20 protein-coding genes are annotated in these 21,173 nt (G+C 46.4%); 10 read left to right on the forward strand and 10 right to left on the reverse strand.

From position 1 onward, the window contains the following. The first annotated feature begins 286 nt into the window (after positions 1 to 286). Positions 287 to 1,252, forward strand: coding sequence for a hypothetical protein (locus GM612_RS05830; protein WP_155431443.1), 966 nt, complete (start codon positions 287 to 289; stop codon positions 1,250 to 1,252). 12 nt (positions 1,253 to 1,264) lie between these two features. Beyond that, positions 1,265 to 1,699 carry a hypothetical protein gene (locus GM612_RS05835; protein WP_425500335.1) on the forward strand — a complete coding sequence of 145 codons (435 nt, stop codon included), beginning with the start codon at positions 1,265 to 1,267 and terminating at the stop codon, positions 1,697 to 1,699. A 111-nt stretch (positions 1,700 to 1,810) separates the two neighbouring features. Here the strand turns inward: GM612_RS05835 and GM612_RS05840 are convergent, their stop codons facing one another. Continuing rightward, entirely contained in the window at positions 1,811 to 2,878 is a 1,068-nt protein-coding gene (locus tag GM612_RS05840) for an ABC transporter substrate-binding protein (RefSeq protein ID WP_155431444.1), read from the reverse strand. Between the two features lie 246 nt (positions 2,879 to 3,124). Here GM612_RS05840 and GM612_RS05845 point away from each other — a divergent pair, with 246 nt between their 5' ends. The 3 genes from GM612_RS05845 (at position 3,125) to GM612_RS05855 (ending at position 6,589) form a co-directional block, all read left to right on the forward strand. Then, positions 3,125 to 4,102 (forward strand): polyprenyl synthetase family protein, encoded by a 978-nt coding sequence (locus GM612_RS05845; protein ID WP_155431445.1) that lies wholly within the window; start codon positions 3,125 to 3,127, stop codon positions 4,100 to 4,102. Positions 4,103 to 4,172: 70 nt separating this feature from the next. Next, a complete protein-coding gene (locus GM612_RS05850; RefSeq protein ID WP_155431446.1) occupies positions 4,173 to 4,805 on the forward strand; it encodes a hypothetical protein in 633 nt (210 codons plus the stop codon). 647 nt (positions 4,806 to 5,452) lie between these two features. Then, positions 5,453 to 6,589, forward strand: coding sequence for an ISL3 family transposase (locus GM612_RS05855; protein WP_155431447.1), 1,137 nt, complete (start codon positions 5,453 to 5,455; stop codon positions 6,587 to 6,589). Between the two features lie 238 nt (positions 6,590 to 6,827). Here the strand turns inward: GM612_RS05855 and GM612_RS05860 are convergent, their stop codons facing one another. From GM612_RS05860 to GM612_RS05885, 6 genes are all read right to left on the reverse strand, one after another. Beyond that, positions 6,828 to 7,796 carry a bile acid:sodium symporter family protein gene (locus tag GM612_RS05860; protein ID WP_155431448.1) on the reverse strand — a complete coding sequence of 323 codons (969 nt, stop codon included), beginning with the start codon at positions 7,794 to 7,796 and terminating at the stop codon, positions 6,828 to 6,830. Between the two features lie 204 nt (positions 7,797 to 8,000). Then, on the reverse strand, positions 8,001 to 8,327 hold the full coding sequence (locus tag GM612_RS05865) for a metal-sulfur cluster assembly factor (protein ID WP_155431449.1): 327 nt from the start codon (positions 8,325 to 8,327) through the stop codon (positions 8,001 to 8,003). Positions 8,328 to 8,341: 14 nt separating this feature from the next. Continuing rightward, positions 8,342 to 10,096 (reverse strand): dihydroxy-acid dehydratase, encoded by a 1,755-nt coding sequence (gene ilvD, locus GM612_RS05870; RefSeq protein WP_155431450.1) that lies wholly within the window; start codon positions 10,094 to 10,096, stop codon positions 8,342 to 8,344. A gap of 612 nt (positions 10,097 to 10,708) precedes the next feature. Next, positions 10,709 to 10,873, reverse strand: a complete 165-nt coding sequence (locus GM612_RS05875) for a FeoB-associated Cys-rich membrane protein (RefSeq protein WP_155431451.1) — start codon at positions 10,871 to 10,873, stop codon at positions 10,709 to 10,711. A 13-nt stretch (positions 10,874 to 10,886) separates the two neighbouring features. Next, positions 10,887 to 12,881 (reverse strand): ferrous iron transport protein B, encoded by a 1,995-nt coding sequence (gene feoB / locus GM612_RS05880; RefSeq protein WP_155431452.1) that lies wholly within the window; start codon positions 12,879 to 12,881, stop codon positions 10,887 to 10,889. Between the two features lie 2 nt (positions 12,882 to 12,883). Further along, a complete protein-coding gene (locus GM612_RS05885; protein ID WP_155431470.1) occupies positions 12,884 to 13,087 on the reverse strand; it encodes a FeoA family protein in 204 nt (67 codons plus the stop codon). Between the two features lie 251 nt (positions 13,088 to 13,338). Here GM612_RS05885 and sufC point away from each other — a divergent pair, with 251 nt between their 5' ends. From sufC to sufB, 5 genes are read left to right on the forward strand one after another with little or no spacing between them, the layout of a single operon-like run. Then, on the forward strand, positions 13,339 to 14,136 hold the full coding sequence (gene sufC / locus GM612_RS05890; protein WP_155431453.1) for a Fe-S cluster assembly ATPase SufC: 798 nt from the start codon (positions 13,339 to 13,341) through the stop codon (positions 14,134 to 14,136). A 42-nt stretch (positions 14,137 to 14,178) separates the two neighbouring features. Next, positions 14,179 to 15,453: a Fe-S cluster assembly protein SufD gene (gene sufD / locus GM612_RS05895; protein ID WP_155431471.1), complete on the forward strand. Its 1,275-nt coding sequence runs from the start codon at positions 14,179 to 14,181 to the stop codon at positions 15,451 to 15,453. After that, positions 15,434 to 16,681: a cysteine desulfurase gene (locus tag GM612_RS05900; RefSeq protein WP_155431454.1), complete on the forward strand. Its 1,248-nt coding sequence runs from the start codon at positions 15,434 to 15,436 to the stop codon at positions 16,679 to 16,681. The genes sufD and GM612_RS05900 overlap by 20 nt, the downstream gene beginning before the upstream one ends. After that, positions 16,659 to 17,132: a Fe-S cluster assembly sulfur transfer protein SufU gene (gene sufU, locus GM612_RS05905; RefSeq protein WP_155431455.1), complete on the forward strand. Its 474-nt coding sequence runs from the start codon at positions 16,659 to 16,661 to the stop codon at positions 17,130 to 17,132. The genes GM612_RS05900 and sufU overlap by 23 nt, the downstream gene beginning before the upstream one ends. Beyond that, positions 17,133 to 18,557: a Fe-S cluster assembly protein SufB gene (sufB, locus tag GM612_RS05910; RefSeq protein WP_155431456.1), complete on the forward strand. Its 1,425-nt coding sequence runs from the start codon at positions 17,133 to 17,135 to the stop codon at positions 18,555 to 18,557. Between the two features lie 308 nt (positions 18,558 to 18,865). On the opposite strand, the gene GM612_RS05915 is transcribed toward sufB, so the two are convergent. From GM612_RS05915 to GM612_RS05925, 3 genes are read right to left on the reverse strand one after another with little or no spacing between them, the layout of a single operon-like run. Further along, positions 18,866 to 19,639 carry an ABC transporter ATP-binding protein gene (locus GM612_RS05915; RefSeq protein ID WP_155431457.1) on the reverse strand — a complete coding sequence of 258 codons (774 nt, stop codon included), beginning with the start codon at positions 19,637 to 19,639 and terminating at the stop codon, positions 18,866 to 18,868. Further along, positions 19,636 to 20,649, reverse strand: coding sequence for a FecCD family ABC transporter permease (locus tag GM612_RS05920; protein WP_343031826.1), 1,014 nt, complete (start codon positions 20,647 to 20,649; stop codon positions 19,636 to 19,638). The genes GM612_RS05915 and GM612_RS05920 overlap by 4 nt, the downstream gene beginning before the upstream one ends. Positions 20,650 to 20,654: 5 nt before the next feature. Then, positions 20,655 to 21,107, reverse strand: a complete 453-nt coding sequence (locus GM612_RS05925; RefSeq protein ID WP_155431459.1) for a flavodoxin domain-containing protein — start codon at positions 21,105 to 21,107, stop codon at positions 20,655 to 20,657. Between the last annotated feature and the right edge of the window lie 66 nt (positions 21,108 to 21,173).

Raw genomic sequence — 21,173 nt, forward strand, 5'->3', positions numbered from 1 at the left:
CTGCTGATACAAATGAATATCTTCACAAAAAGTGGACAAAGCTCGTTTAGTCCCAGAATGTGAGTAAATAGCGTTGTTGATTTCTAGTTTAGAAATCTGCGACGCTATTTGTATGCGTGGGAGAAATCTGAGGGTTAAGAAACCAGTTTTCTATCTGCTAAGATAGCCGTTTGTTCCAGCCCTCTTCGGTGCTGGAATGGTCAGCTTAATATGCGCCTTTTCCCTAATGGCAGCCACGGATCGAGACGAGTAAACTGGACGTAAATCAATGCTGGGAGGGTTAACTTTGGCAAAGTTTAATTTCGATTTGAACGCTGCAAAACCAGACGCGAGCGGCCATTATGAATTCCAAAACGTGTTCGAATTTCCGGACTTTATCGAAATGCGGCCGCGGCTGCGAGCGGCGGTTCGCACGGTGGCACGAGAGGCCTTTGATCAGCCAGTCTTGCCGGTTAAAGTGGAACGTTTGACAACGGCCTTGGAAGAGCAGTTAGAACGTGAAACTCGTAAGTACGCCCGCCAACTGGGGGTCTATGACAACCAAAAGGGCGAACGTAATGAACTCGTGCGTTTATTTACACACGTTTTACAGGTCATTAGTCGGACCAATGACATTGATGAGGAACTAGAAGATATGATTTACGCAGTCAACCAGACTCGACTCAGCCTAATTAACTTACCGCAACTGACTGGTAAGGGAAAGCTTTACCAGGCGGACCAGGATCAAGAACTCATTCCGGGCACGTTCTACCACTATGTAACGGCACAACTTGTGCAGCCGTACCTGTTGGATCCGAAGGGAGAAATGGTCCCGGCAAACGTTAACGAAGCCGGTCGCCACTTAGTGGTAAAGATGACCACCTATGCCTACCGCGACTGGGACGCCTACCTGATGCACGAGTACGATGAGCAACACATTGTCAAAAATCAAAAGGGCTTGTCAGATAAAGATTACTTTGACAAGTTGGAAGCAATCGACTTGAAGTATGCCGACCATGCTTATTCCGAGGTGTTTGCGGATACCTACCAGGATTTTTGCTCGATCTTAGTGCCTCACTTTATTCCTGCATTTGAAATTATGGCCACCGATTTGCGCCCCTTGGTGGCTCAGAATCCCGGTTTGAAGATCCAACTAGCAGCTAAAATTATTAGCCACTTTAAAGTTGACGATTCCGGTTTTGAACACGTGATGGATCAGCCGCTAAAGGAAATTAAGTCTAAGTATCAGTTTTACCGTGAAAATTTTGCTTAGGATGTGAAAACGATGATGAATCAAGAACCGCTAAGTGGACCAGAAGCCAAGTTAGGCACACCAGCGTTTGAAAATACTTTATTTGTGCTGGATCAAGTGCCCACCGAAGCCAACATTACTGATTTTGCCATGCAGGGTAATTTATATCCCGAACGGTTGGACGACGTGGCCTGGGCAATGCCAGGGTACCTTTCTGACGACTATAATCTGTTTTTGATCTTTGCCCCGAACGTCATGACTCACTGGACTGTGACCTGCGCACAAGTTGAGATTGTGAACGGGAATGAGATCACCCACATGAGTAACGTTGTCCCTACTGGTACTGGGCTAAATGCGATTGCTTCAATCAGCAAGAGTGGTGCAATTGAACTGATTGCTTACTTTAAAACGTTGGCGGCTAATGGGCTGGGTCATTTTGATGAAAATCTATGGCGACAGGTGCGTTAAATCCAGCTGAAAATGATTAAGAGCGACAAAAAAGACTTCCCGTGTTAGGAAAGCCATTTTTTGTGCCCATGTTTGAGGTTGTGAGAGCATTTCTCCACTCGCAAACCAAGTTTACTTCGTCCGGGTTGAACCCGACAAAATGAGTTGGGCCTGCTTAGTCGTTAGGTTGTATTGATAGTATTTCTGGTAGAAGCTTTGCGTTTTTTTCACCATGTTCAATTGTTTAAACTGAGCGGGGTGAATCTTCTTAGCCGCCCAGAGAACTTGGAGCGCTTCTTCGGCACTATACCGATCCCACGGGAAGGTTCCCTGAGGATTCCCGTAGACGTGACCCTCTTTAACGGCGGTCAGTTTACTCAATACGGGATCTTTTCGCAGGACTTTTAAGGCGTTGCGATCCGTGGTGCTACCCACAATAATGACGTCAGGATTAGATTTAGCTAACTTTTCAGTCGTTACCGAAATCATGTTGCCAGTTTGATTTAAAGCGTTCTGGCCACCAGCAGCGTTGATCCACTGATCCACAATTGTTTTTCGACCATCGACTTGGTTCAGGTTCGTCGGGCCAACGATGTGCAAAACCTTAGGCTTATTGGTGACGCCCTTTAAACCGTTTTTGACTTCGTTAAGATTAGTGGTGAGGTCTTTTTGGTAGTTTTTTGCGACCTTGGGTGCAGAACCGCCTAAAACGTTAGCCGTTAAGTTCACCGAGCGACGAAGGCCAGCGAAGTTCTGGTACATCGCGTTCACCGTTGGTAGTTTAGCATTTCGGGCTTGCTTGATTTGACCGGGGTCAGAAGCAATCACCACATCTGGTTTAGTCTTAAGCAGTGCTTCGATCTGCATGTCCTGCCCAGCAAACGGTGCCTTGACCGCCTTGATTTTAGGATAGATTGCGTTAAACCAAGGTTCTGCTTTGATCATCTGGGTGGTGGCTACGAGTTTCTTTTGACCGCCTAACAGAAGCACAACTTGATTATTGGCGTGCCATAAATCAGCTACTCGGGTGACTCGCTTAGGGACTTTAACTTTGGTGCCACTCATATCTGTGACGGTACGAGTGGTTGACGAAGATGATGAAGAACTTTTTTTACTACTAGAGCTGCTGCAGCCAGTCGCTAAAGTAAAAATTGCTGCCAGGCTGAGTACCCCTGCAATAATTCGATGCTGCTTTTTCATTGTTTTCCCTCCCCAACAGTTGGTTCAAAGACTTTTACCTTTATAGTTTAGCTGAGTCACCAGGGGTCAAACTATTAGGTAAATCCCTTGAAGCTAGCGTAAATGTCATTTAATTTCGGCGTTTTTGGTAATTTAAATCTTCTATCAGCTAATATTCCTGAATCATGTGGTAACATAGTAATTGCAGTAAAATTCGAGTCTATTTTCCCGTAAGGCGGCGGGTGAAATATAAAGGGGTGGCAACAAATGGTTCACAAACTTTGGAACCAATTTCCGCGGGTGAAAGCGCAACTGACTCAGTTACAACCTTATTTAGTTGATGCAGTGACGCTTCCAAACCGCCCAATTCACAAACAAATCTTAGCGCTTCTCCAATCCGGGGGTAAACTTTTGCGACCAGGTTTCTTCTACCTGTTCTCAGAATTTGGTGATCAGCACGATGACGCAGTTTTGCGGGCAGGGGCGGCATCGTTGGAAATTTTACACGTGGCTACCTTGATCCATGATGATGTGATCGACCACTCTCCTGTGAGACGTGGTATCACAACGCTTCATACACTCTATGGTTCGCGTAATGCCGTTTATGCCGGAGATTATCTTTTCACACTATACTTTAACGAAGTGATGAAAGCGACCCATGACATGCAAGAATTACAGCTCAATATCAATAGTATGCGTGACATATTAACTGGTGAGTTGGAGCAAATGAAGCTCAATTATAAGCGAAACGTGACTGAGGAGGAGTACTTCAAGGAGATCAGCGGTAAAACTGCCGAACTCTTTTGGTTGAGCTGTCGGCAGGGCGCTTCATTGAGTCATAGTACTCCTGAAATCGTTGATTTAGCGGGCCAGATTGGCTTAACGATTGGTAAAGCCTACCAAATTATGGATGATATTTTAGATTATGACGGTAATGCAAAGCAAACTAAAAAACCAGTCCTAGAGGATTTAAAAAACGGGGTATATTCGTTACCGCTGATTTTAGCGATGAAGGGGGCCAACCGGGCATTCAAGCCATACCTCTCCAAGAAGGAACAGATGACCGCTGAAGACGTTGAGGCAGTTCAACAATTGGTGGACCAATACGATGGTGTTGGAAAAGCTAAAAATACGGCCAGTGAGCTGACTAAGCAGGCACTGCACCTGATTCAGCAATTGCCAGATGAGTCAGGCAGACAGGATCTGTATAGCTTAACCCAGTGGTTGTTAAATCGGCAGCAGTAATTTTAATTGCCCGTTAAGACCAACCGTGGCTCTGTTTACTACAAGGTCGTTTCATTTAACGGCCGTTATCGTGGCTAGGTATACAACTTGGGTTCAGGCACCACAAGGGAACTCAGCTAAGATCAGCTACGTTGATAAGAGTACTGGCAAAGAAGTCGGTACAGGTTCCGTTGCCTTTGATAAGAGTGCTACAATAACTAACGTCACGACCACCTCTAACTTGAGTAACATCATTAGTGGTGTTCCTTCAGGTTACGTTTCTTACGACAACGATAATGGCGGTGCTGCATCAGTTGCTGACCGGACAGCAGCTGCTTCGGTTAAGAATGGCGATACCGTTGATTACGTAAAAGCTACGGATGCCAGCGCAACAAAAGCTATTAAAGTTTCTGCCGTTGATCAATCAGGCAACCCAATCTCGTTGAAGAGTAACGACAAAAGCCTTTTGGATGCTTCTGGTGCTAAGGCTGCCTTCCAGGTTAAAGCAGGTGACACAGTTTCTGGCGCAGACGTTGCTAATATTATTTCAGATGCTAACTTAAGTAACTTGATCAGCAATTATAGTTCAAGCTACATGTTTGACAAAGCTGCTGATACATCAACTACTGCTGGTAATGCTGTTGATGTAAAAGCAACCTTTAGATTGATTGCTTATTTATGGGGCTCTTCGTCAAAGTTGATAATTTTTGATGCGAGCACTTAGACCTTCATTGGTCTAGGTGCTCTTTTTGAAATTGTCGTGATTAAATTCTTTAACTACATTTTACTCATTCAAAAAACACAGCCACATAAAATGTGACTGTGCCTATTAAAAAGTCTAAGCCTCACCAATACAAATTGACAATTGCTCCAGGATTGTCATCACGATCTTGATAACTCTTACTTTAAGATGTTTGACAGAGAATCATTATATTTCAGTGTATGCTTTTCTATCATTTTACTTACTTACCTGGTTTTTAAAATTACATTTCCGAGATACTTCTAAAAAGAGTGTAATAATAGTTTGATCCCGCACCTATCGAATAGCTGTGTGAATGCATCACCGATCCCATGTCAGTACTTTTAATCACTTTTTTATTATCTCTAACTGTTAGCCTGAAATTATACTTACCAGTTTTACTAACTATATGTTTGGCATGAAGCCCAACCATATTGATCTTTGCATAAAGATAAAGCTTGTTACCAGAGATTTTAGAAGCAGTTATTTTGGTTCTATAATATCTGTTGTTGGTAAGTTTTCCTTGCTTACTGACGGCAGATATTTTTATTATGTATTAATTGGACGCAAAAGGAGCGTAGCCTTCTTTTGCCCTCCACAACCACATTTCAGGAAAGTTGGTGCTACGCCCTATGTCTAATATTATACGAACTTTGTTAGGAATTGAAGACCCACATATAAAGAAATTGAAAATAATGAATCCGGTCGTGATTAAAGGTCCACTCGAAATCACTGGTGACTTAGATTATCAGCCGAAAAAATGTGAACATTGTGGCCGTAAAAATAAAAAGAGTGTTATTAAGTATGGTTGGCGTGAAACAAAGGTCGTTATTCCACCATGCATGGAGCGAAAGGTCGACCTTACCTTGAGCCGGCATAACTTTTACTGCAAGAAATGTGGTCATACCTTTCTTGCGCAAACGCCGTTTGTGCAGAAAAACCATACGATTTCGATGAAGTCCCGCTTATTGTGTTTAGATAAGCTGACCGAGACCGTATCGATGAAACATATTGCCAGTGAGCTGGGAATCTCATCAACCTCTGTGATGCGTTGTTTACGTAGTTATGCTGAAGATATCAAACCGCATTTGAATTATTTGCCAGCCGCTATCTGCATGGATGAAATCAAGACCACTAAAAGTAGTCACGGCAAAATGAGTTTCGTTTTTATGGACGCCATGACTCATGAATTGATTGATATCTTAGATTCAAGAACCCTTCACAGTTTAGAACGATACTTTTGTCGCTACACCAAAGCTGCCCGCGAGGCCGTCCGAGTCATCGTGACCGACATGAATTACACGTATCCTAAATTAGCACAGTGGGTTTTCCCTAACGCTATTGTGGTGATGGATCGATTCCATGTGGTCAATAGTGCGGTAGTTGGCTTCAATCAAACCAGAATTCGCATCATGAAAAATTATGCGCCCTCTAACCCCAAATATAAAGCACTTAAACGCTACTGGCAGCTTCTACTAAAGCCTAATGGCCACCTAAATTATAAGCTCTGGCAACACTATGCCTATTTGCCAGGAAATCGTACTGAAAACATGCTGGTCGATGAACTGCTTAGTTTCAGTCCAGAACTCGATTCAGCCTACCGAGTTTTACAAAGTATCATGACCGCTATCGCCACCAAAGATCTAGAATTATTTGACAGTACAATTAATGGTGCTTTTGACTACTCGGTAGAGATGGAACGCCATTTAAAGGCCCTAAGAAATAATCAAAAACCAATCGACAATGCCCTAAAGTATCCACTATTCTAATGAATCTTTGGAGGTTCAAACAATAAAATCAAAACGCTGGTCAAAGTTGTCTATGGTTTCAGAAGCTTTTACACTTCGCGGTTAAGATTACATCTCAACAAAAAAACAGCTAACTGTGCACCAGCTAGCTGTTTAAGAAGGAACTCACCAACAATGTTTGCCAAAGGATCCGTAATTTTGATACTTCTACTTTAGGATATTTGAGAAAGAGCCATCTTTGTTTCTACTTGCTATTGAATTAACGAGCGACAACCGTTTCGGCTGCGGCTTTCTTGAGCTTTTCGGTATGTCCACGCCACCAGGATGACAGCACAGAACCAGAGATATTATGCCAGATACTGAACAGGGTCGACGGAATTGCGGCGGCCGGCGCAAAGTAGGCCATCGCTAAGGTCGCACCCAGGCTGGAATCTTGCATGCCGACTTCGAAGGTGATTGCTTTGCGTTGGGGATCCTTCAACCGTATCAAGAACGAGAAGCCTAAGCCCAGGGCATACCCAGACAGGTTGTGTAAGATGACAACTGGGATGACAATCGCGGTTGCGGCGGTGAACAAATTAGCGTGGTTAGCAGAAACCACGGCCCCGATGATCAGCAAGATAGCGACCTGAGAAACCAGCGGCAATGCGCGGGTGACCACATCGACCTGCTTGCGGAACAAGGTGTGGATAACGACTCCTAAGATAATCGGTACTAGGACTATTTTAACCGTGCTCAAAAACAGAGACTGCGTCGGAATTGGCACGTACTTGCCAGCGTATAAAACTAGCAGGCCTGGCAGAGCCAGCGGCGCAATCAAAGTCGACAGGGTCTCGATGGAGACGTCAAGCGCCACATCCCCACCAGCCAGATAGGCCATAACAGAAGAGCTGGTGCCGCTTGGGCAAGAGCCGACTAAGATGACTCCGGCAGCGGTCGCACCTTGCAGGTTGAAGATCTTGCAAAGTAACACAGCAATCAATGGCATGATGACATAATGGGCAACCGTCCCCAAAATGACAGGCAAAGGCCGCTTAAAGATCCGCGCGAAGTCTGCCCCACGCAGAGTCAGCCCCATACCGAACAAAATAATGCCGAGCAGGTAACTTGTGTTAGGAATAATCGCAGTACTGATTTTCGGCACAAAATAGTTAACTGCCGCCCAAACAATCACAATTAAGGTAAACCAATGACTGACCCATTTACCAAATGTTTCCACTTTATCCATAAAATCGCCTCAGATTTCTATTTTTGTTGAGCACTGCAGGGGAAAAGAACCCTGATTTGCTCCAGTTTTTAAACTATGTATCATCGTCGAGCTACGTGGTGCAGCGAAGGACTTGCTAAGTCATGACGCTTTCGCGAGACTTCATATTAACTGTGAAGCCCAGTTTTAGACCGCCTCCTAAATGTGTGCCACTTCAATCCAGTTTTAGTAATGATACCGCAACGCCATTCTTGCATAACGACTCATCTTAGCCGGGGTCCATGTCGGTGTCCACACTATATCAATCTTCACGGCGGAGACTTCGGGTTCTTTCTCCAAGGCCGATTCAATCATGTTCCGTAACACCTGTGTGATTGGGCATCCGATCATCGTCAGTGTCATCGTTACGGTCACAACGCCGTCTTGCATGCTCAAGTCATAGATTAAGCCGAGGTTCACCAAGTCGACGCCGAGTTCCGGATCAATTACTCCGGTCAGATCTGCTAGCAGCCGATCTTTAAGGTCGGTTACGGTCGCAATTTTTTTCGCCATGATATGCCTCCATTTCAGTCTTTGCTATCTTCTTTACCGAACAGTTCATCGGCCCCTTTCATCACGCCGCCGGTGTTGGCCGAGGTGACCAGATATTGATAACGGGCCAGGTAGCCAAAGCGGACCTTCGGCTTAAACGGCTTGAGTTCCTTGCGTCGGCGGGCGAATTCTTCATCTGAGACGTTGACGTTTAGCGTGCGGTTGGTCAAGTCGATGGTAATCTTGTCACCGTTATGAATCATCGCAATCTCGCCACCAGAAGCCGCCTCAGGCGACACATGGCCAACACAGATTCCGTGGGTGGCGCCGGAGAAACGTCCGTCGGTGATCAAGGCAACGGTGCGACCCAAACCACGGCCGATGATATCGGAGGTCGGGTTCAACATTTCTGGCATCCCTGGGCCGCCTTTTGGTCCTTCGTAGCGGATGACGACTACGTCGCCGGCCTTGACCGTGCCGTTATCGATGCCTTCGACCGCTTCGTCGTGGGAGTCGAAGCAAACAGCCTTGCCAGTAAACTCATGGATGTCGTCATCGACCCCAGCGACCTTGATAACCGAGCCGTCCTTGGCGATGTTGCCATAGAGAACAGACAGGCCACCTTCTGGCGAATAAGCGTTGTCGATGGTGCGGATGACCTCTGGATTCAAAGTGTGCGCGCCAGCGACGTTTTCGCGCAGGGTCTTGCCGGTGTTGGTCAAGCGATCCGGATGCAAGATTCCGCCGTGTTGGATCAATTCGTTCAAAATGGCTGGAATCCCGCCAGCCGCGTGGACTTCTTCCATAGTGTAGGAAGAACTTGGCGCAATCTTGGCGATGTGAGGCGTTTTCTTGGCAATCTCGTTGATGTCTTTTTCAGAATAAGCGATGCCCGCTTCATGAGCAATCGCCAAGCCGTGCAAAACAGTGTTGGTCGAGCCACCCATCGCCATATCAAGGGCGAAGGCGTCGTCGAGGGCGTCTTTGGTGACGATGTCGCGTGGCTTGATGTCGTGTTCGACGTTATACATTACCTGCCGAGCGGCCTTCCGGACCAGCTCGCGGCGCTCTTCTGAGGTCGCTAAGGCAGTGCCATTAAATGGCAGTGCCAAACCTAGCGCTTCCATCAATGAGTTCATCGAGTTAGCGGTGTACATCCCAGCGCAAGAGCCGCAAGAAGGGCAGGCGTGGCGCTCGAGTTCGAGGAAATCTTCCTTGGACATCTTGCCATCCTTGAAGGCTCCGACGGCTTCGAAAACTGTTGACAGGGTCGCGGCCTTGCCGTTCGGGTCGATGCCAGCTTTCATCGGGCCGCCGGAGACGAACGTGCATGGCACGTTCGTCCGCAGGCTAGCCATAATCATGCCTGGCGTGATCTTGTCGCAGTTCGGCATGTACAGCACGCCATCAAACCAGTGAGCGTTGATCACGGTTTCGGCGGAATCGGCGATCAGCTCACGACTCGGCAGGGAATAGCGCATTCCAATGTGCCCCATAGCGATCCCGTCGTCAACCCCGATTGTGTTGAATTCGAACGGAATGCCACCAGCCTTTCGGATTTCTTCTTTGGCGATGTCCGCCAACTCACGCAGATGCACATGGCCGGGAACAATCTCTATGTAAGAGTTGCAGATGGCGATGAAGGGTTTCTTCATGTCCTCTGGGTTTTTCACCTTCCCGGTCGCATATAATAAGCTGCGGCCAGGCGCCCGGTCGACGCCGACGGTGATTTCATCACTGCGTTTTTGCATGTCGTCGCCGCTGAGATTAAAGTTCAACGTATCACTCATTCTGAGTCACCTTCCTTTTGATTATCGACTTCTTAAGTCGTAGACAATGATAATTTTATCATCGATCTCTAATGTGTCAACATAAAATCTAATTTGTTTTTAATCTGACTCCAAGCCGAAGGCAGTAATCTTTGGGATTTTCGCCTTTCAAAAAATTTTGAGAACAAAAAAGGCAGTGGCTACGACTCCCCAAAAGGGCGCTACGATATTTGGAGTTGATAGACATCTTGCCTGCTAAATCCTTTTCCTATACTTTTTTGTTCGAGCTTAACTTGGACACAAAAAAAGACACCACATTGTTCCTTGCGCTCACCGTTTCGACCAGCGAAAAGAAAGTGCAGTGAATATGTGGTGTTTCCTACTAAAAAGTCTATCCGATTAGTTTTAGAAATGGCAGAACGAAACATCAATTTTACTCAAGATGCCGAAAGTAAACAGCTTCATGAGACTGAAGCACTGGTCTACTACGTGCAAATCAAAACAAAACCAAGTCGTTGACTAAAGTGTGGTTATGTCGGCCATCTTGTCCGCTAGTATCAAAATTATCGTCGTAATTTTGATACTTCTTTTTTTGGATATTTGACGAAGAGCCATCTTTAAAAATGAATTTTATTAGAACGCTTTTTTCTTCGCCTTATCCGCCATTCGTTTGACCTCACAGTCGTAATCGCAGGCCGCACATTTGCCCTGTCGTGACCGCTTGATTGCGCGGTAGATCTGGTAGCCGGCAAAGCCAAAGATAGCAGCAATAATAATGATGTTAACAATGAGTCCCATATGATCCCTCTTTTCAGGCTAATAACGAGCCAATTTGGAAAATTAAGAATGCCAGTCCATAACTAATGACTAAACCAGAAACCACAGAATATGCCGCCCATTTTGCTGACCCGGTCTCAGATTTAATGGTACCGATGGTTGCAAAACAGGGAATGTACAAAAGAATGAAGACCAATAGCGCATAGGCGGAGAGGGTGGTGAAGCTGCCACTAAGGACGCCGATTAACGCTGCTTGATTACTGGTGTGGAAGAGCACCATCATGCTGGAACTGATAACTTCCTTCGCCAAAACGCCAGTCAAAAGTGCACTGATTGGCTGCCAAGTCGTCACACCCATTGGCCGAAAGATCGGTAATAAAATCTTGCCAAGGTTGGCAGCAAAGCTTTGATTAATGCCAGTCACGTAACCGTGAACGCCAAAGTTTGAGAGCAGCCAGATCAGGACGGTCCCAGCAAAGATTATGGTACCAGCCTTTTTAATAAAGCCTTTGCCCTTATCCCAGGTGCCGTGCCAGATGATATCAAGGCGCGGAATGTGGTATTCCGGCAATTCCACGATGAAAACGGAGTGTTCTTTCACCTTAAACAAAACGTGATAGAACTTAGCCATTAATAACGCGACCGCAATGCCCAAAAAGTAGATCGACAGCACGATCACGGCTTGATTTCGAGGAAACAGTGCCGCTACAAAGAGGCTGTAAATTGGTAGCCGGGCTGAACAGCTCATGAAGGGCGAGATCAACGTGGTGATCAGCCGCTCCTTAGGTTGCTCAATGGTCCGTGCGGCCATGATGCCAGTGACGTTGCAGCCAAAGCCAATGATCAGCGGAATGAAGGCCTTACCGTTCAAGCCAATCATTTCCATGATCCGGTCGGTCACTAATGCTGCCCGAGCCATGTAGCCGGAGTCTTCCAGAATTGAAATACAGGCGAACAGCACGAAAATTTGAGGAATGAAAACCAGCACTCCGCCGACACCAGCGATTAAGCCGTTGACAATCAGTGATCTCAGCATTGGCAACGCGCCGACCTGGGTCAGAAATTGGGTTGCCCAGGTGGATATCGGCCCAGAAAGCAACTTATCTAGTTCGGTGGAGATCGGCGTTCCGACCCAGTCAAAGGACAGCTTAAACATTAAGTAGAAGACACCCACGAAAATTGGTAGTCCAAAAACCGGATGGGTCACAATTTTATCAATTTTGGACGTGAGTTCCACGTGTTGAGTGGACTGCAGTTGTTCAGTCGCGGCCGCCAGTGTGGTTTCAATAAATGATAGCCGGGTTTCAAAAATCTGATCAGCAAACTTTTGGGCATCGTAGTAAGCCTGCTGAGATAACAGGGGCTTTAATTGATGGGTCTTAGCGTATTTACGAACCACTTTATTTTGATTAATAAACTGAATGGCCAGCCAATGGGCGAAGTGGGGTTCAATATTGTAGTCTTTAACAAGCGCTTGATCCGCTTGACGAATCGCCTGACTGACCATCAGGGGGTAATTTAATTTTAGTGGGCCATTCGCATTAACCTGCACATTATCTTGGATCAGTTCAGTTTTCAACTGTTCCAGGCCCTCTTTACTCCGGGCGTTGGTTGTTTTGACGGGACAGCCCAGCGATTTTGAAAGCGTTTCCAGATTATAGTAATGACCACTGCGTTTAAGGTCATCGATCATGTTCAAGGTGATGATCACGGGCAGACCCAGTTCCAGTACTTCAATTGAAAGCAGCAAATTTCGCTTTAACTGGCTGGCATTAGTAACGTTTAGTATCAGATCCGGCTTATCTTTCAGCAGGTAATTAGTAACCACCGATTCATCTTTGGTAATGGGATTGAGCGAATAAATACCGGGTAAATCGACTACGACGGTATCGCTGTGGCGAATTTGGCCGACTTTTTTCTCAACGGTCACACCAGTCCAGTTGCCAACGTACTCGTACTTGTCCGTTAGCTCGTTAAAGAGCGTAGTTTTGCCCGTATTCGGATTTCCAAGTAACGCGACGGTAGTCATAGTTAGCCTCCAATCAGGGTGTGAAACACGGTGTAGCGGATACCAATTCGTTGGTCATCTGCCTGGATGATCACCGGTCCGTGGAACGGATAGAAGCGCACCGCCCAAAACGGACTGCCGGTTTGCAGTCCAAGACTATGTAATCGTTGAACCGTTGAATCATCCAGACCAGTAAACTGTTGAATAACGAACTTCCGCATGATCATCAACCTTTCTAAAATCCAGGTATGTGAAATAATATTCTAAAATCAGTTAAAAAATAAATGGTTTATGTGAATATCTTACACCTTATACTATCTCATAATATGATTTTTTTAGGTATAAGGGAAATGCCTAGTTTGAATAGTTTGAGAAAGCCGTTATAATCGAATGAGTAAAGATAAATTTTCAGCTGGGGTATGAACATAGATTGGTCAGGTCGTATCCTACGTTGTTGGCAAAGTGGAGGATGATTTTAATGGCGACACTTGAAGTAAAAGATTTGCACGTAGAAGTTGAAGAAGAACAGGAAAATCAGACCCGCGAAATCTTAAAGGGCGTAAATTTAACCATGAAAACGGGTGAAATTCACGCCATTATGGGTCCTAACGGGACTGGTAAGTCAACTCTTTCACAAACGATCATGGGAAATAGCGCTTATCACATCACGAAGGGCGATATTCTATTAAATGGTGAAAGCATTGTTGATATGCCAGTCGATGAACGCGCTCGAAAGGGCTTATTTCTAGCCATGCAATACCCGGCAGAGATTCAGGGTGTGACCAACGCGGAGTTCTTACGCGCTGCAATCAATGCCCGTCGTGCTGAGGATGACCAAATCTCAGTCATGGCTTTCTTGAAAGAACTCGATAAGAATTTAGCCCTGTTGGATATGAGCCAGGAAATGACTGAACGTTATTTGAACGAAGGCTTTTCTGGTGGTGAAAAGAAACGGAACGAAATTTTGCAATTATTAATGATCAAACCTTCATTCGCTTTACTCGATGAGATCGATTCTGGCCTGGATATTGATGCGCTTCAAGTTGTGTCTAAGGGCGTTAACTCCATGCGTGGCGATAATTTTGGTGCCTTGATCATTACCCACTATCAACGCCTGTTGAATTACATTGTGCCAGATGTCGTTCACGTTATGATGGACGGCCAAATTGTGAAATCTGGCAATGCTGATTTGGCTAAGAAACTTGAAAGTGAAGGCTACGCAGGCCTGCGTGATGAACTTGGTCTGGACGTTAGTTTAGTTGACGATAACCGGTAAGGAGGGATAGTCGTGAAAAGTGCAGTTCAAGATTACGAGGCAATGAAAACTGCCGTTGAAAAAGCTGCGAACGAACATGGCGAACCCCACTGGTTTGTTGCCCGGCGTCTGGCGGCCATCGATGCGATGCAGGATCTGGCTTTACCAGAAGTCCAACGGTATGATTACCACCGCTGGCCATTGATGGATAATTTAACACTCAATTGGCACCGCTCTGATAAGACCTTAGCCAGTGATATTCCAGTTGCCAAGGATCGCATCAGGTTCGTACAGGTTGGGCAAACAACTGTTGAGGTCGATTTGCCAGATGAGTTGGATGATCAAGGGGTTATTTTGACCGACATTTTTAGTGCTTTTCGTGAACATCCGCGGTTAACCGAAAAGTACTTTATGGATAAGGTCACCAAGGCCAATGAGAATAAGCTGACTGCTTACCATGAAGCCTTCTTAAACTCTGGCGTCTTTTTATACGTGCCGAAGGGCGTGGAGATCAAACAGCCGATCGAAGCTTATTTGATTCAGGATAGCACGGTCAAGCAGCCGATGGTGTCACACGTTTTGGTGATCGCAGAAGAAGACAGCAAGTTCTCCTTTATTCAGCATTTGAATACCAAGGGTGATGAAACTAATTCGGCCAGTTGCATGGTTGAAGTTTTGAGCCGAGCGAATAGCACCGTCCATTTTTCCAGTGTTGATGAACTTGGTGCTCACACCTATTCGTTCCTACATCGGCGGGCATTATTAAGCCGCAACTCTCGGTTTGACTGGGCAATTGGGGTCGTTAATGATCAAAACACGTTGGGTGATTTCACCAGCCAGTTGAAGGGCGAAGGCGCTCACTCAGAATCTAAAGTGATTGCGGTCACCACTGGGAACCAGTCGAACGGGATCAATAACCGGGTCGTTAACATTGGCAAGCATACCGTGGCTAATATTTCACAACGGGGTGTCCTGCTTGAAAAGTCGGAACTGGTCTTTAACGGGATCGGCGACATTATCCACGGGGCTTCAGGTGCCAATGCTGAACAGGAAAACCGGGTTTTGATGATGTCCGACCAAGCACATGGTGATGCCAACCCGATTTTACTGATCGATGAAAACGATGTCATTGCTGGCCATGCTGCCAGTGTTGGTCAGGTTGATCAAAACCAACTCTATTATTTGATGAGTCGAGGAATTGATAAGGAATTGGCTCAACGCCTTGTGATTCGGGGCTTCTTAGGCCCAGTTCTTGAAGACATTCCGCTGCCGGAAGTTCGACAGGAAATGATTGATGTCATTGAAAGGAAGCTTGAGGATGGACAGCACTTTAAATAAAATCGATCAGGATTTTCCAATTCTTGACCAGGAAGTTAATGACGAACACTTAGTCTACTTGGATAACGCGGCGACTGCACAGCGTCCAAACCAGGTTGTCAACGCGCTGACCCATTTTTACCAAACGGATAACGCCAACGTTCACCGCGGCGTGCACACCTTAGCAGAACGTGCCACTGCCGATTACGAAGCAGCCCGTCGAAAGGTTCAGGCGTTCATCAACGCACCAGAACCGGAAGAAGTGATCTTCACAAAGGGATGCACCGATGGGTTGAACTTGGTTGCTAGCACGTATGGTGAAGCCAATATCAAAGCTGGCGACGAGATCGTTATCTCCATCATGGAACACCACAGTAATTTAATTCCTTGGCAGCAATTAGCATTAAAAAAGCATGCGACTTTAAAATACATTCATTTGACCGACGATGGTGAGTTGGATATGGAAGAAGCCGCCCGACTGATTACTGATAAAACAAAGATCGTCGCCGTTGCTCATGCCAGCAACGTCATGGGGACGGTCAATCCAGTGAAGCAATTAGCTGCTTTGGCACATCAGCATGGTGCTGTATTTGTCGGCGATGGTGCCCAATCTGTTCCCCACATGAAAGTGGATGTTCAGGATCTGGACGTTGACTTCTACGCCTTTTCTGGGCATAAGATGATGGGACCAACTGGAATTGGGATTCTGTACGGGAAACGCGAGCTACTTGAAGCCATGCCACCGTACCAGTACGGCGGTGAAATGATTGGTTTCGTTCACCAATTTGAAAGTACCTGGGCGGAATTGCCATACAAGTTTGAAGCTGGGACACAAAACATTGCTGGAGCGGTCGGTTTAGGTGCTGCCGTTGATTATTTGAACAACATCGGCATGGATCGCGTACAAGCCCACGAAAAAGAAATCGTGAACTACTTGTTACCTAAGCTTGAGGCTCTCGATGGCATTACCGTTTATGGACCGCAGGAGCCGGCAAAGCACACTGGCGTGATCGCCTTTAACTTAGAGAACTTGCATCCGCATGACGTGGCAACTGCACTTGATATGGAGGGTGTCGCGGTTCGTGCCGGTCACCACTGTGCGCAGCCGTTAATGGAATACCTTGGGCTAACAGCAACTGCTCGAGCGAGTTTTTACCTCTACAACACCCTGGCAGACGCTGACCGTTTGCTAGAAGCGTTGCAGGCAACAAAGGAGTTTTTCAATCATGGGTCTAGAGAAACTAAATAGTTTGTATCGCGAAGTTATTTTGGATCATTCAGATCACCCGCATCACAAGCATGCTCTGCCAGATGCGACCCACAAGATCACGCTGAAGAATCCGACTTGCGGTGACGTGATCAATTTGGATATTCAATTATCAGATGATGATAAGATCAGCGACATCGGCTTTACCGGCGAGGGTTGCACGATCAGTCAGTCCAGTGCCAGTATGATGACCGATGCGGTGATGGGAAAGTCGAAGGATCAAGCGTTGCACATGGCGAAGACCTTCTCGGATATGGTCATGGGTAAACAGCATCCTCAAGCAGACCTTGATGAATTGCAAGACGCCGCTATTTTAAGTAATATCATGACCTTTCCGGCCCGCATTAAGTGCGCTACTTTAGCTTGGTGGGCGTTACAGCGAGCGTTGTTAAAGGACGATAGCACCGAAGACGAAGAGAAGGGAGCGATTTAGATGGCAGAAGGAACAGGCGCACAGGGCGTCCCTGATATTGTTGCTAAGGATCAAGATTATGAATACGGCTTTCACGATGACGTTAAGCCGGTTTATTCTACTGGCCGTGGCCTAACGGAGGAAACCGTTCGAAAGATTTCAGCGGAAAAGGGCGAACCAAAATGGATGCTTGATTACCGTTTAAAGTCCTATGAGGCATATAAAAAGTTACCCATGCCAGATTATGGACCAGACTTGAGCAGCCTTGATTTAAAGGATATGCTTTACTACCAAAAAATGACGGACAAGAAGTATCGTGACTGGAAGGACGTTCCAGAAGATTTGAAGCGGACGTTTGACCGCTTAGGGGTACCAGAAGCGGAACGCAACTACTTGGCTGGCTCTTCGGCACAGTACGAATCAGAAGTGGTTTACCACAATATGCGTAACGACTTTGAAAAGTTGGGTATTATCTTTACTGATACTGATACTGCACTGAAGGAGTACCCAGAACTATTTAAGAAGTGGTTTGGCAAGTTGGTTAAACCAACGGATAATAAGTTTGCGGCTTTGAACGGGGCTGTTTGGTCCGGTGGCTCATTTATTTACGTGCCCAAGGGTGTTCAAACTAAAACGCCAATTCAATCTTACTTCCGGTTAAATGCCGAAAATACCGGTCAATTTGAACGAACCTTGATCATTGTTGATGAGGGTGCTCGGGTTGACTACGTGGAAGGCTGTACTGCACCCAACTATTCATCGGATAGTTTGCATGCAGCGGTGGTTGAAGTGAACGTGGCCAAGGATGCCTATTGCCGGTACACGACGATTCAAAACTGGTCGGACAACGTGTACAGTCTGGAAACGAAGCGGGCTGCAGCGGAAGAGAACGCCACAATGGAATGGGTTGATGGTAACTTAGGCTCGAAAGTCACGATGAAGTATCCGAGTGTTTACTTGAATGGCGAGCATGCCCGGGGCACGATGCTGTCGATCGCGGTGGCATCAAATGGAATTCACCAAGATTCTGGGGCGCGGATGATTCATAATGCGCCGAATACGTCTAGTTCGATCGTTTCTAAGTCGATTGCGAAGACGGGTGGTTCAACGGATTATCGTGGAACGGTTCGCTTTACGAAAAAGTCGGATGGTTCAAAGGCGCATGTGGAGTGTGACACGATTATTATGGATGACCAGTCGTCGTCGAATACGGTGCCGTATAATGAAATTTATAATGGCAATGTGGCGATGGAGCATGAAGCAAAGGTGTCAAAGATTTCGGAAGAGCAGTTGTATTATCTGATGAGTCGAGGAATTTCGGAGTCAAAGGCAACGGAAATGATTATTATGGGCTTTGTAGAACCGTTTACAAAGCAGTTGCCGATGGAGTATGCGGTGGAATTGAACCGGTTGATTAGTTTTGAGATGGAGGGGTCAATAGGTTAGAGTGTGAAGCAAAGCGGTAAGGGGCGGCGTAGAAGCTAACTCTGACAGAAATCCCGGGTTTGGATTTATGTCAGAGTTAGCTTCAACATAGCCCCTTGCCTTGCGGAACACGTTTCGGCTAGGGAGCTGAAAATACTGAATAAGCTCTATTCAATAGCTCAACTAACACTTAATCCAAAACTTGCCAACTTTACCAAGATTACCCAATCAAAATTTATAAACTAAAAATACACCAATGAGCAACGTCAAAATGACCCAACTCATTGGTGTATTATTTTTAATTTAATTACGAGACACCCAAACCAAAATTACAGCAACTCACAAACCGTCCGCTTCAAAGCAGGTTCATAAATCAGTTTCAACGGTGTTTGATAGGTTGCCCGCAGGCGCTCCTCAGTTAAAAGCTCATCAGGCTGGCCAGTTTCAAAGCTGCCATCTGGAGCAAACAGTCCTACCGTATTTCCCAGCATGAAGGCGTGGTTGGGATTGTGAGTGGTGTGAATCACCGCAAAGTGGTGGCCTGCCATGGACTGAATCAGCTTTAGAACTTGTCGCTGACGACCAAAATCTAGCGCAGCGGTGGGCTCATCTAGAATGACCAACCGCGGTTCTTGGACTAAGGCTTTTGCAATCGTGATCAATTGAAACTGGCCGCCGCTTAGCGTATTAACCCGTCGCTGTGCGTAATCGCCCAATCCGAATTCTTTCAGCGCTACCTGTACTTTTTCATAATCTTGTGCACCCGGGGTTTGTGAAAATGGCAGGTATGGCGTCCGACCAGTAACCACGTAATCACTAACCGTTAAACTGCCCGGATCCGGAACGTGCTGCGGTACGTAGGCGACTTGCTGTGCGCGCTGACGAACTGATTGTTGACTAAGGGGCTGATCAGCTAAAGAAATGCTGCCAGAAGTTGGTTTGAGAATTCCCATTAAGCATTTTAAAAAGGTTGATTTACCAACCCCGTTTGGTCCCAGAATAGTGAGTATCTGCCCGGGCTGAAGTGTACAGTTTAAATCACTGAACAGGGTTGGTTGGCCCGAATAATGAAACCCTAAATTTTGAACGGTTAACAAGCTCATCGTAAGGTCACCTTTCTGGTTGCCAGGATGTAAATGAAGATCGGAGTGCCAATGAAACCAGTTAAGATACTTAACGGAATCTCACCAGCTGAAAGGGTACGGGCTAGCGTATCAACGATCAGTAAGAAAATGGCGCCCACCAGCGCTGATAAGGGCAGCGAATACCTGGTATTTGGACCAATCAGCATTCTTGCCATGTGGGGCACCACTAGACCGATCCAGCCGATGGTGCCACTTAAGCACACTGAAGCGGCGGTTAGAATGGTGGCGCAAACCACAACGATGCGGCGCTCCACCTTGACGTTCACGCCCATACTTTGTGCAGCGGCGTCCCCTAATCCAAGGACGGTGAGACGCCAGCGCATGATCCAAAGGACAATCATGCCTAAAAGCATCATCGGCAAGACTGACACTAAGTTACCCACAGTGACCTTTGAGAGGCTGCCTAATTGCCAGTAAACGATATTTTGCAGTTGGGAGTCCGGATCAGCCAGGTATTTCAAGAGCCCCAAAATGGCCTGCATCAAACCAGACACCACGACTCCGGCCAAAACCAGTGTTAGATTGGTGGAGCGGCCCATTAAACGTGGAATCATGACACTTAGCAATACGGCGGCCAGGCCAAGAAGAAAGGCCATAATTTGGGTGCCCAAAGCGTGCCAGCCAAAGAGAATAGCGAGGGCAGCACCAACTGCGGCGCCGTTAGAAACCCCCAGTAAATCAGGTGAGACCAATGGGTTTTGAAAAATACTTTGATAGGCTGTCCCCGAGATTGCGAGGGCTGCACCGATGCAAATTGCAGCCAGCATGCGCGGTAAACGGAGACTAAAGATAATGTTACTTTCAATTGGGCTAACTAATGTCTGACCGGTCAACGAACCCAAAATGGCGTCGTATAAGTGGGTCAAAGGAATCTGATAGTTCCCAAAGCACAGCGAGATAAGGGCTAGCAGGACTAATGAAATGAGGGCTAGCCAGATGATGCGGTGTTGCTGTTTTGCGTTGGAAATAACACTCAGCTCCCTTCATAAGTGGCCACTAATTTACGAGCAAAAGTCCGCAGTCTTTTCTGGTCGTCTTCGGTCATTCTTAGATCAATGAACAGCGGAATGGCACCTTGAGTGGCACCGGTCGTTTGTAGCCGTTGGTCGAACTGAGTGACGGCGCGGCAATAGTTTTCGCCGTACCATTCATCACCAGAACCCGCCACACCGAAAATTAAGTGGGGTAGTTGCAGTTGTCCCAACTCGTCAAACAAATCGAGTCCCTCTTCCGGCAGGTCACCCTCACCATACGTATAGGGAACGATGACGGCCAGGTTTACTTGTTGGAGGGTAGTCACTTTACAAGTCGACATCTCAATTTGCTGTGCATCAACGTTTAACTGACGTAATTGAGTCACTAAATATTCCGCAATTTCTTCATTATTCCCAGTCAGCGAAGCGTAGATAACTGCTGCTGTGGGCATGCCGTAACCTTCCTTTCGTCCCCTTATTTTACACTGAGTATATCATTTTGGAATTTCTAGAATTAT

This window comes from Secundilactobacillus folii, from assembly GCF_009720675.1.
In the GTDB taxonomy this organism is placed as follows: domain Bacteria; phylum Bacillota; class Bacilli; order Lactobacillales; family Lactobacillaceae; genus Secundilactobacillus; species Secundilactobacillus folii.

Excerpts from the sequence above, each read along its gene's own strand:
- sufC (WP_155431453.1), top strand. The coding sequence starts at position 13,339 with ATGGCGACACTTGAAGTAAAAGATTTGCACGTAGAAGTTGAAGAAGAA.
- GM612_RS05860 (WP_155431448.1), bottom strand. The coding sequence starts at position 7,796 with ATGGATAAAGTGGAAACATTTGGTAAATGGGTCAGTCATTGGTTTACC.
- GM612_RS05855 (WP_155431447.1), top strand. The coding sequence starts at position 5,453 with ATGTCTAATATTATACGAACTTTGTTAGGAATTGAAGACCCACATATA.
- GM612_RS05885 (WP_155431470.1), bottom strand. The coding sequence starts at position 13,087 with ATGATCATGCGGAAGTTCGTTATTCAACAGTTTACTGGTCTGGATGAT.
- feoB (WP_155431452.1), bottom strand. The coding sequence starts at position 12,881 with ATGACTACCGTCGCGTTACTTGGAAATCCGAATACGGGCAAAACTACG.
- GM612_RS05875 (WP_155431451.1), bottom strand. The coding sequence starts at position 10,873 with ATGGGACTCATTGTTAACATCATTATTATTGCTGCTATCTTTGGCTTT.
- GM612_RS05865 (WP_155431449.1), bottom strand. The coding sequence starts at position 8,327 with ATGGCGAAAAAAATTGCGACCGTAACCGACCTTAAAGATCGGCTGCTA.
- GM612_RS05915 (WP_155431457.1), bottom strand. The coding sequence starts at position 19,639 with ATGAGCTTGTTAACCGTTCAAAATTTAGGGTTTCATTATTCGGGCCAA.
- GM612_RS05900 (WP_155431454.1), top strand. The coding sequence starts at position 15,434 with ATGGACAGCACTTTAAATAAAATCGATCAGGATTTTCCAATTCTTGAC.
- ilvD (WP_155431450.1), bottom strand. The coding sequence starts at position 10,096 with ATGAGTGATACGTTGAACTTTAATCTCAGCGGCGACGACATGCAAAAA.
- sufB (WP_155431456.1), top strand. The coding sequence starts at position 17,133 with ATGGCAGAAGGAACAGGCGCACAGGGCGTCCCTGATATTGTTGCTAAG.
- GM612_RS05845 (WP_155431445.1), top strand. The coding sequence starts at position 3,125 with ATGGTTCACAAACTTTGGAACCAATTTCCGCGGGTGAAAGCGCAACTG.
- GM612_RS05835 (WP_425500335.1), top strand. The coding sequence starts at position 1,265 with ATGATGAATCAAGAACCGCTAAGTGGACCAGAAGCCAAGTTAGGCACA.
- GM612_RS05840 (WP_155431444.1), bottom strand. The coding sequence starts at position 2,878 with ATGAAAAAGCAGCATCGAATTATTGCAGGGGTACTCAGCCTGGCAGCA.
- GM612_RS05925 (WP_155431459.1), bottom strand. The coding sequence starts at position 21,107 with ATGCCCACAGCAGCAGTTATCTACGCTTCGCTGACTGGGAATAATGAA.
- sufD (WP_155431471.1), top strand. The coding sequence starts at position 14,179 with ATGAAAACTGCCGTTGAAAAAGCTGCGAACGAACATGGCGAACCCCAC.
- sufU (WP_155431455.1), top strand. The coding sequence starts at position 16,659 with ATGGGTCTAGAGAAACTAAATAGTTTGTATCGCGAAGTTATTTTGGAT.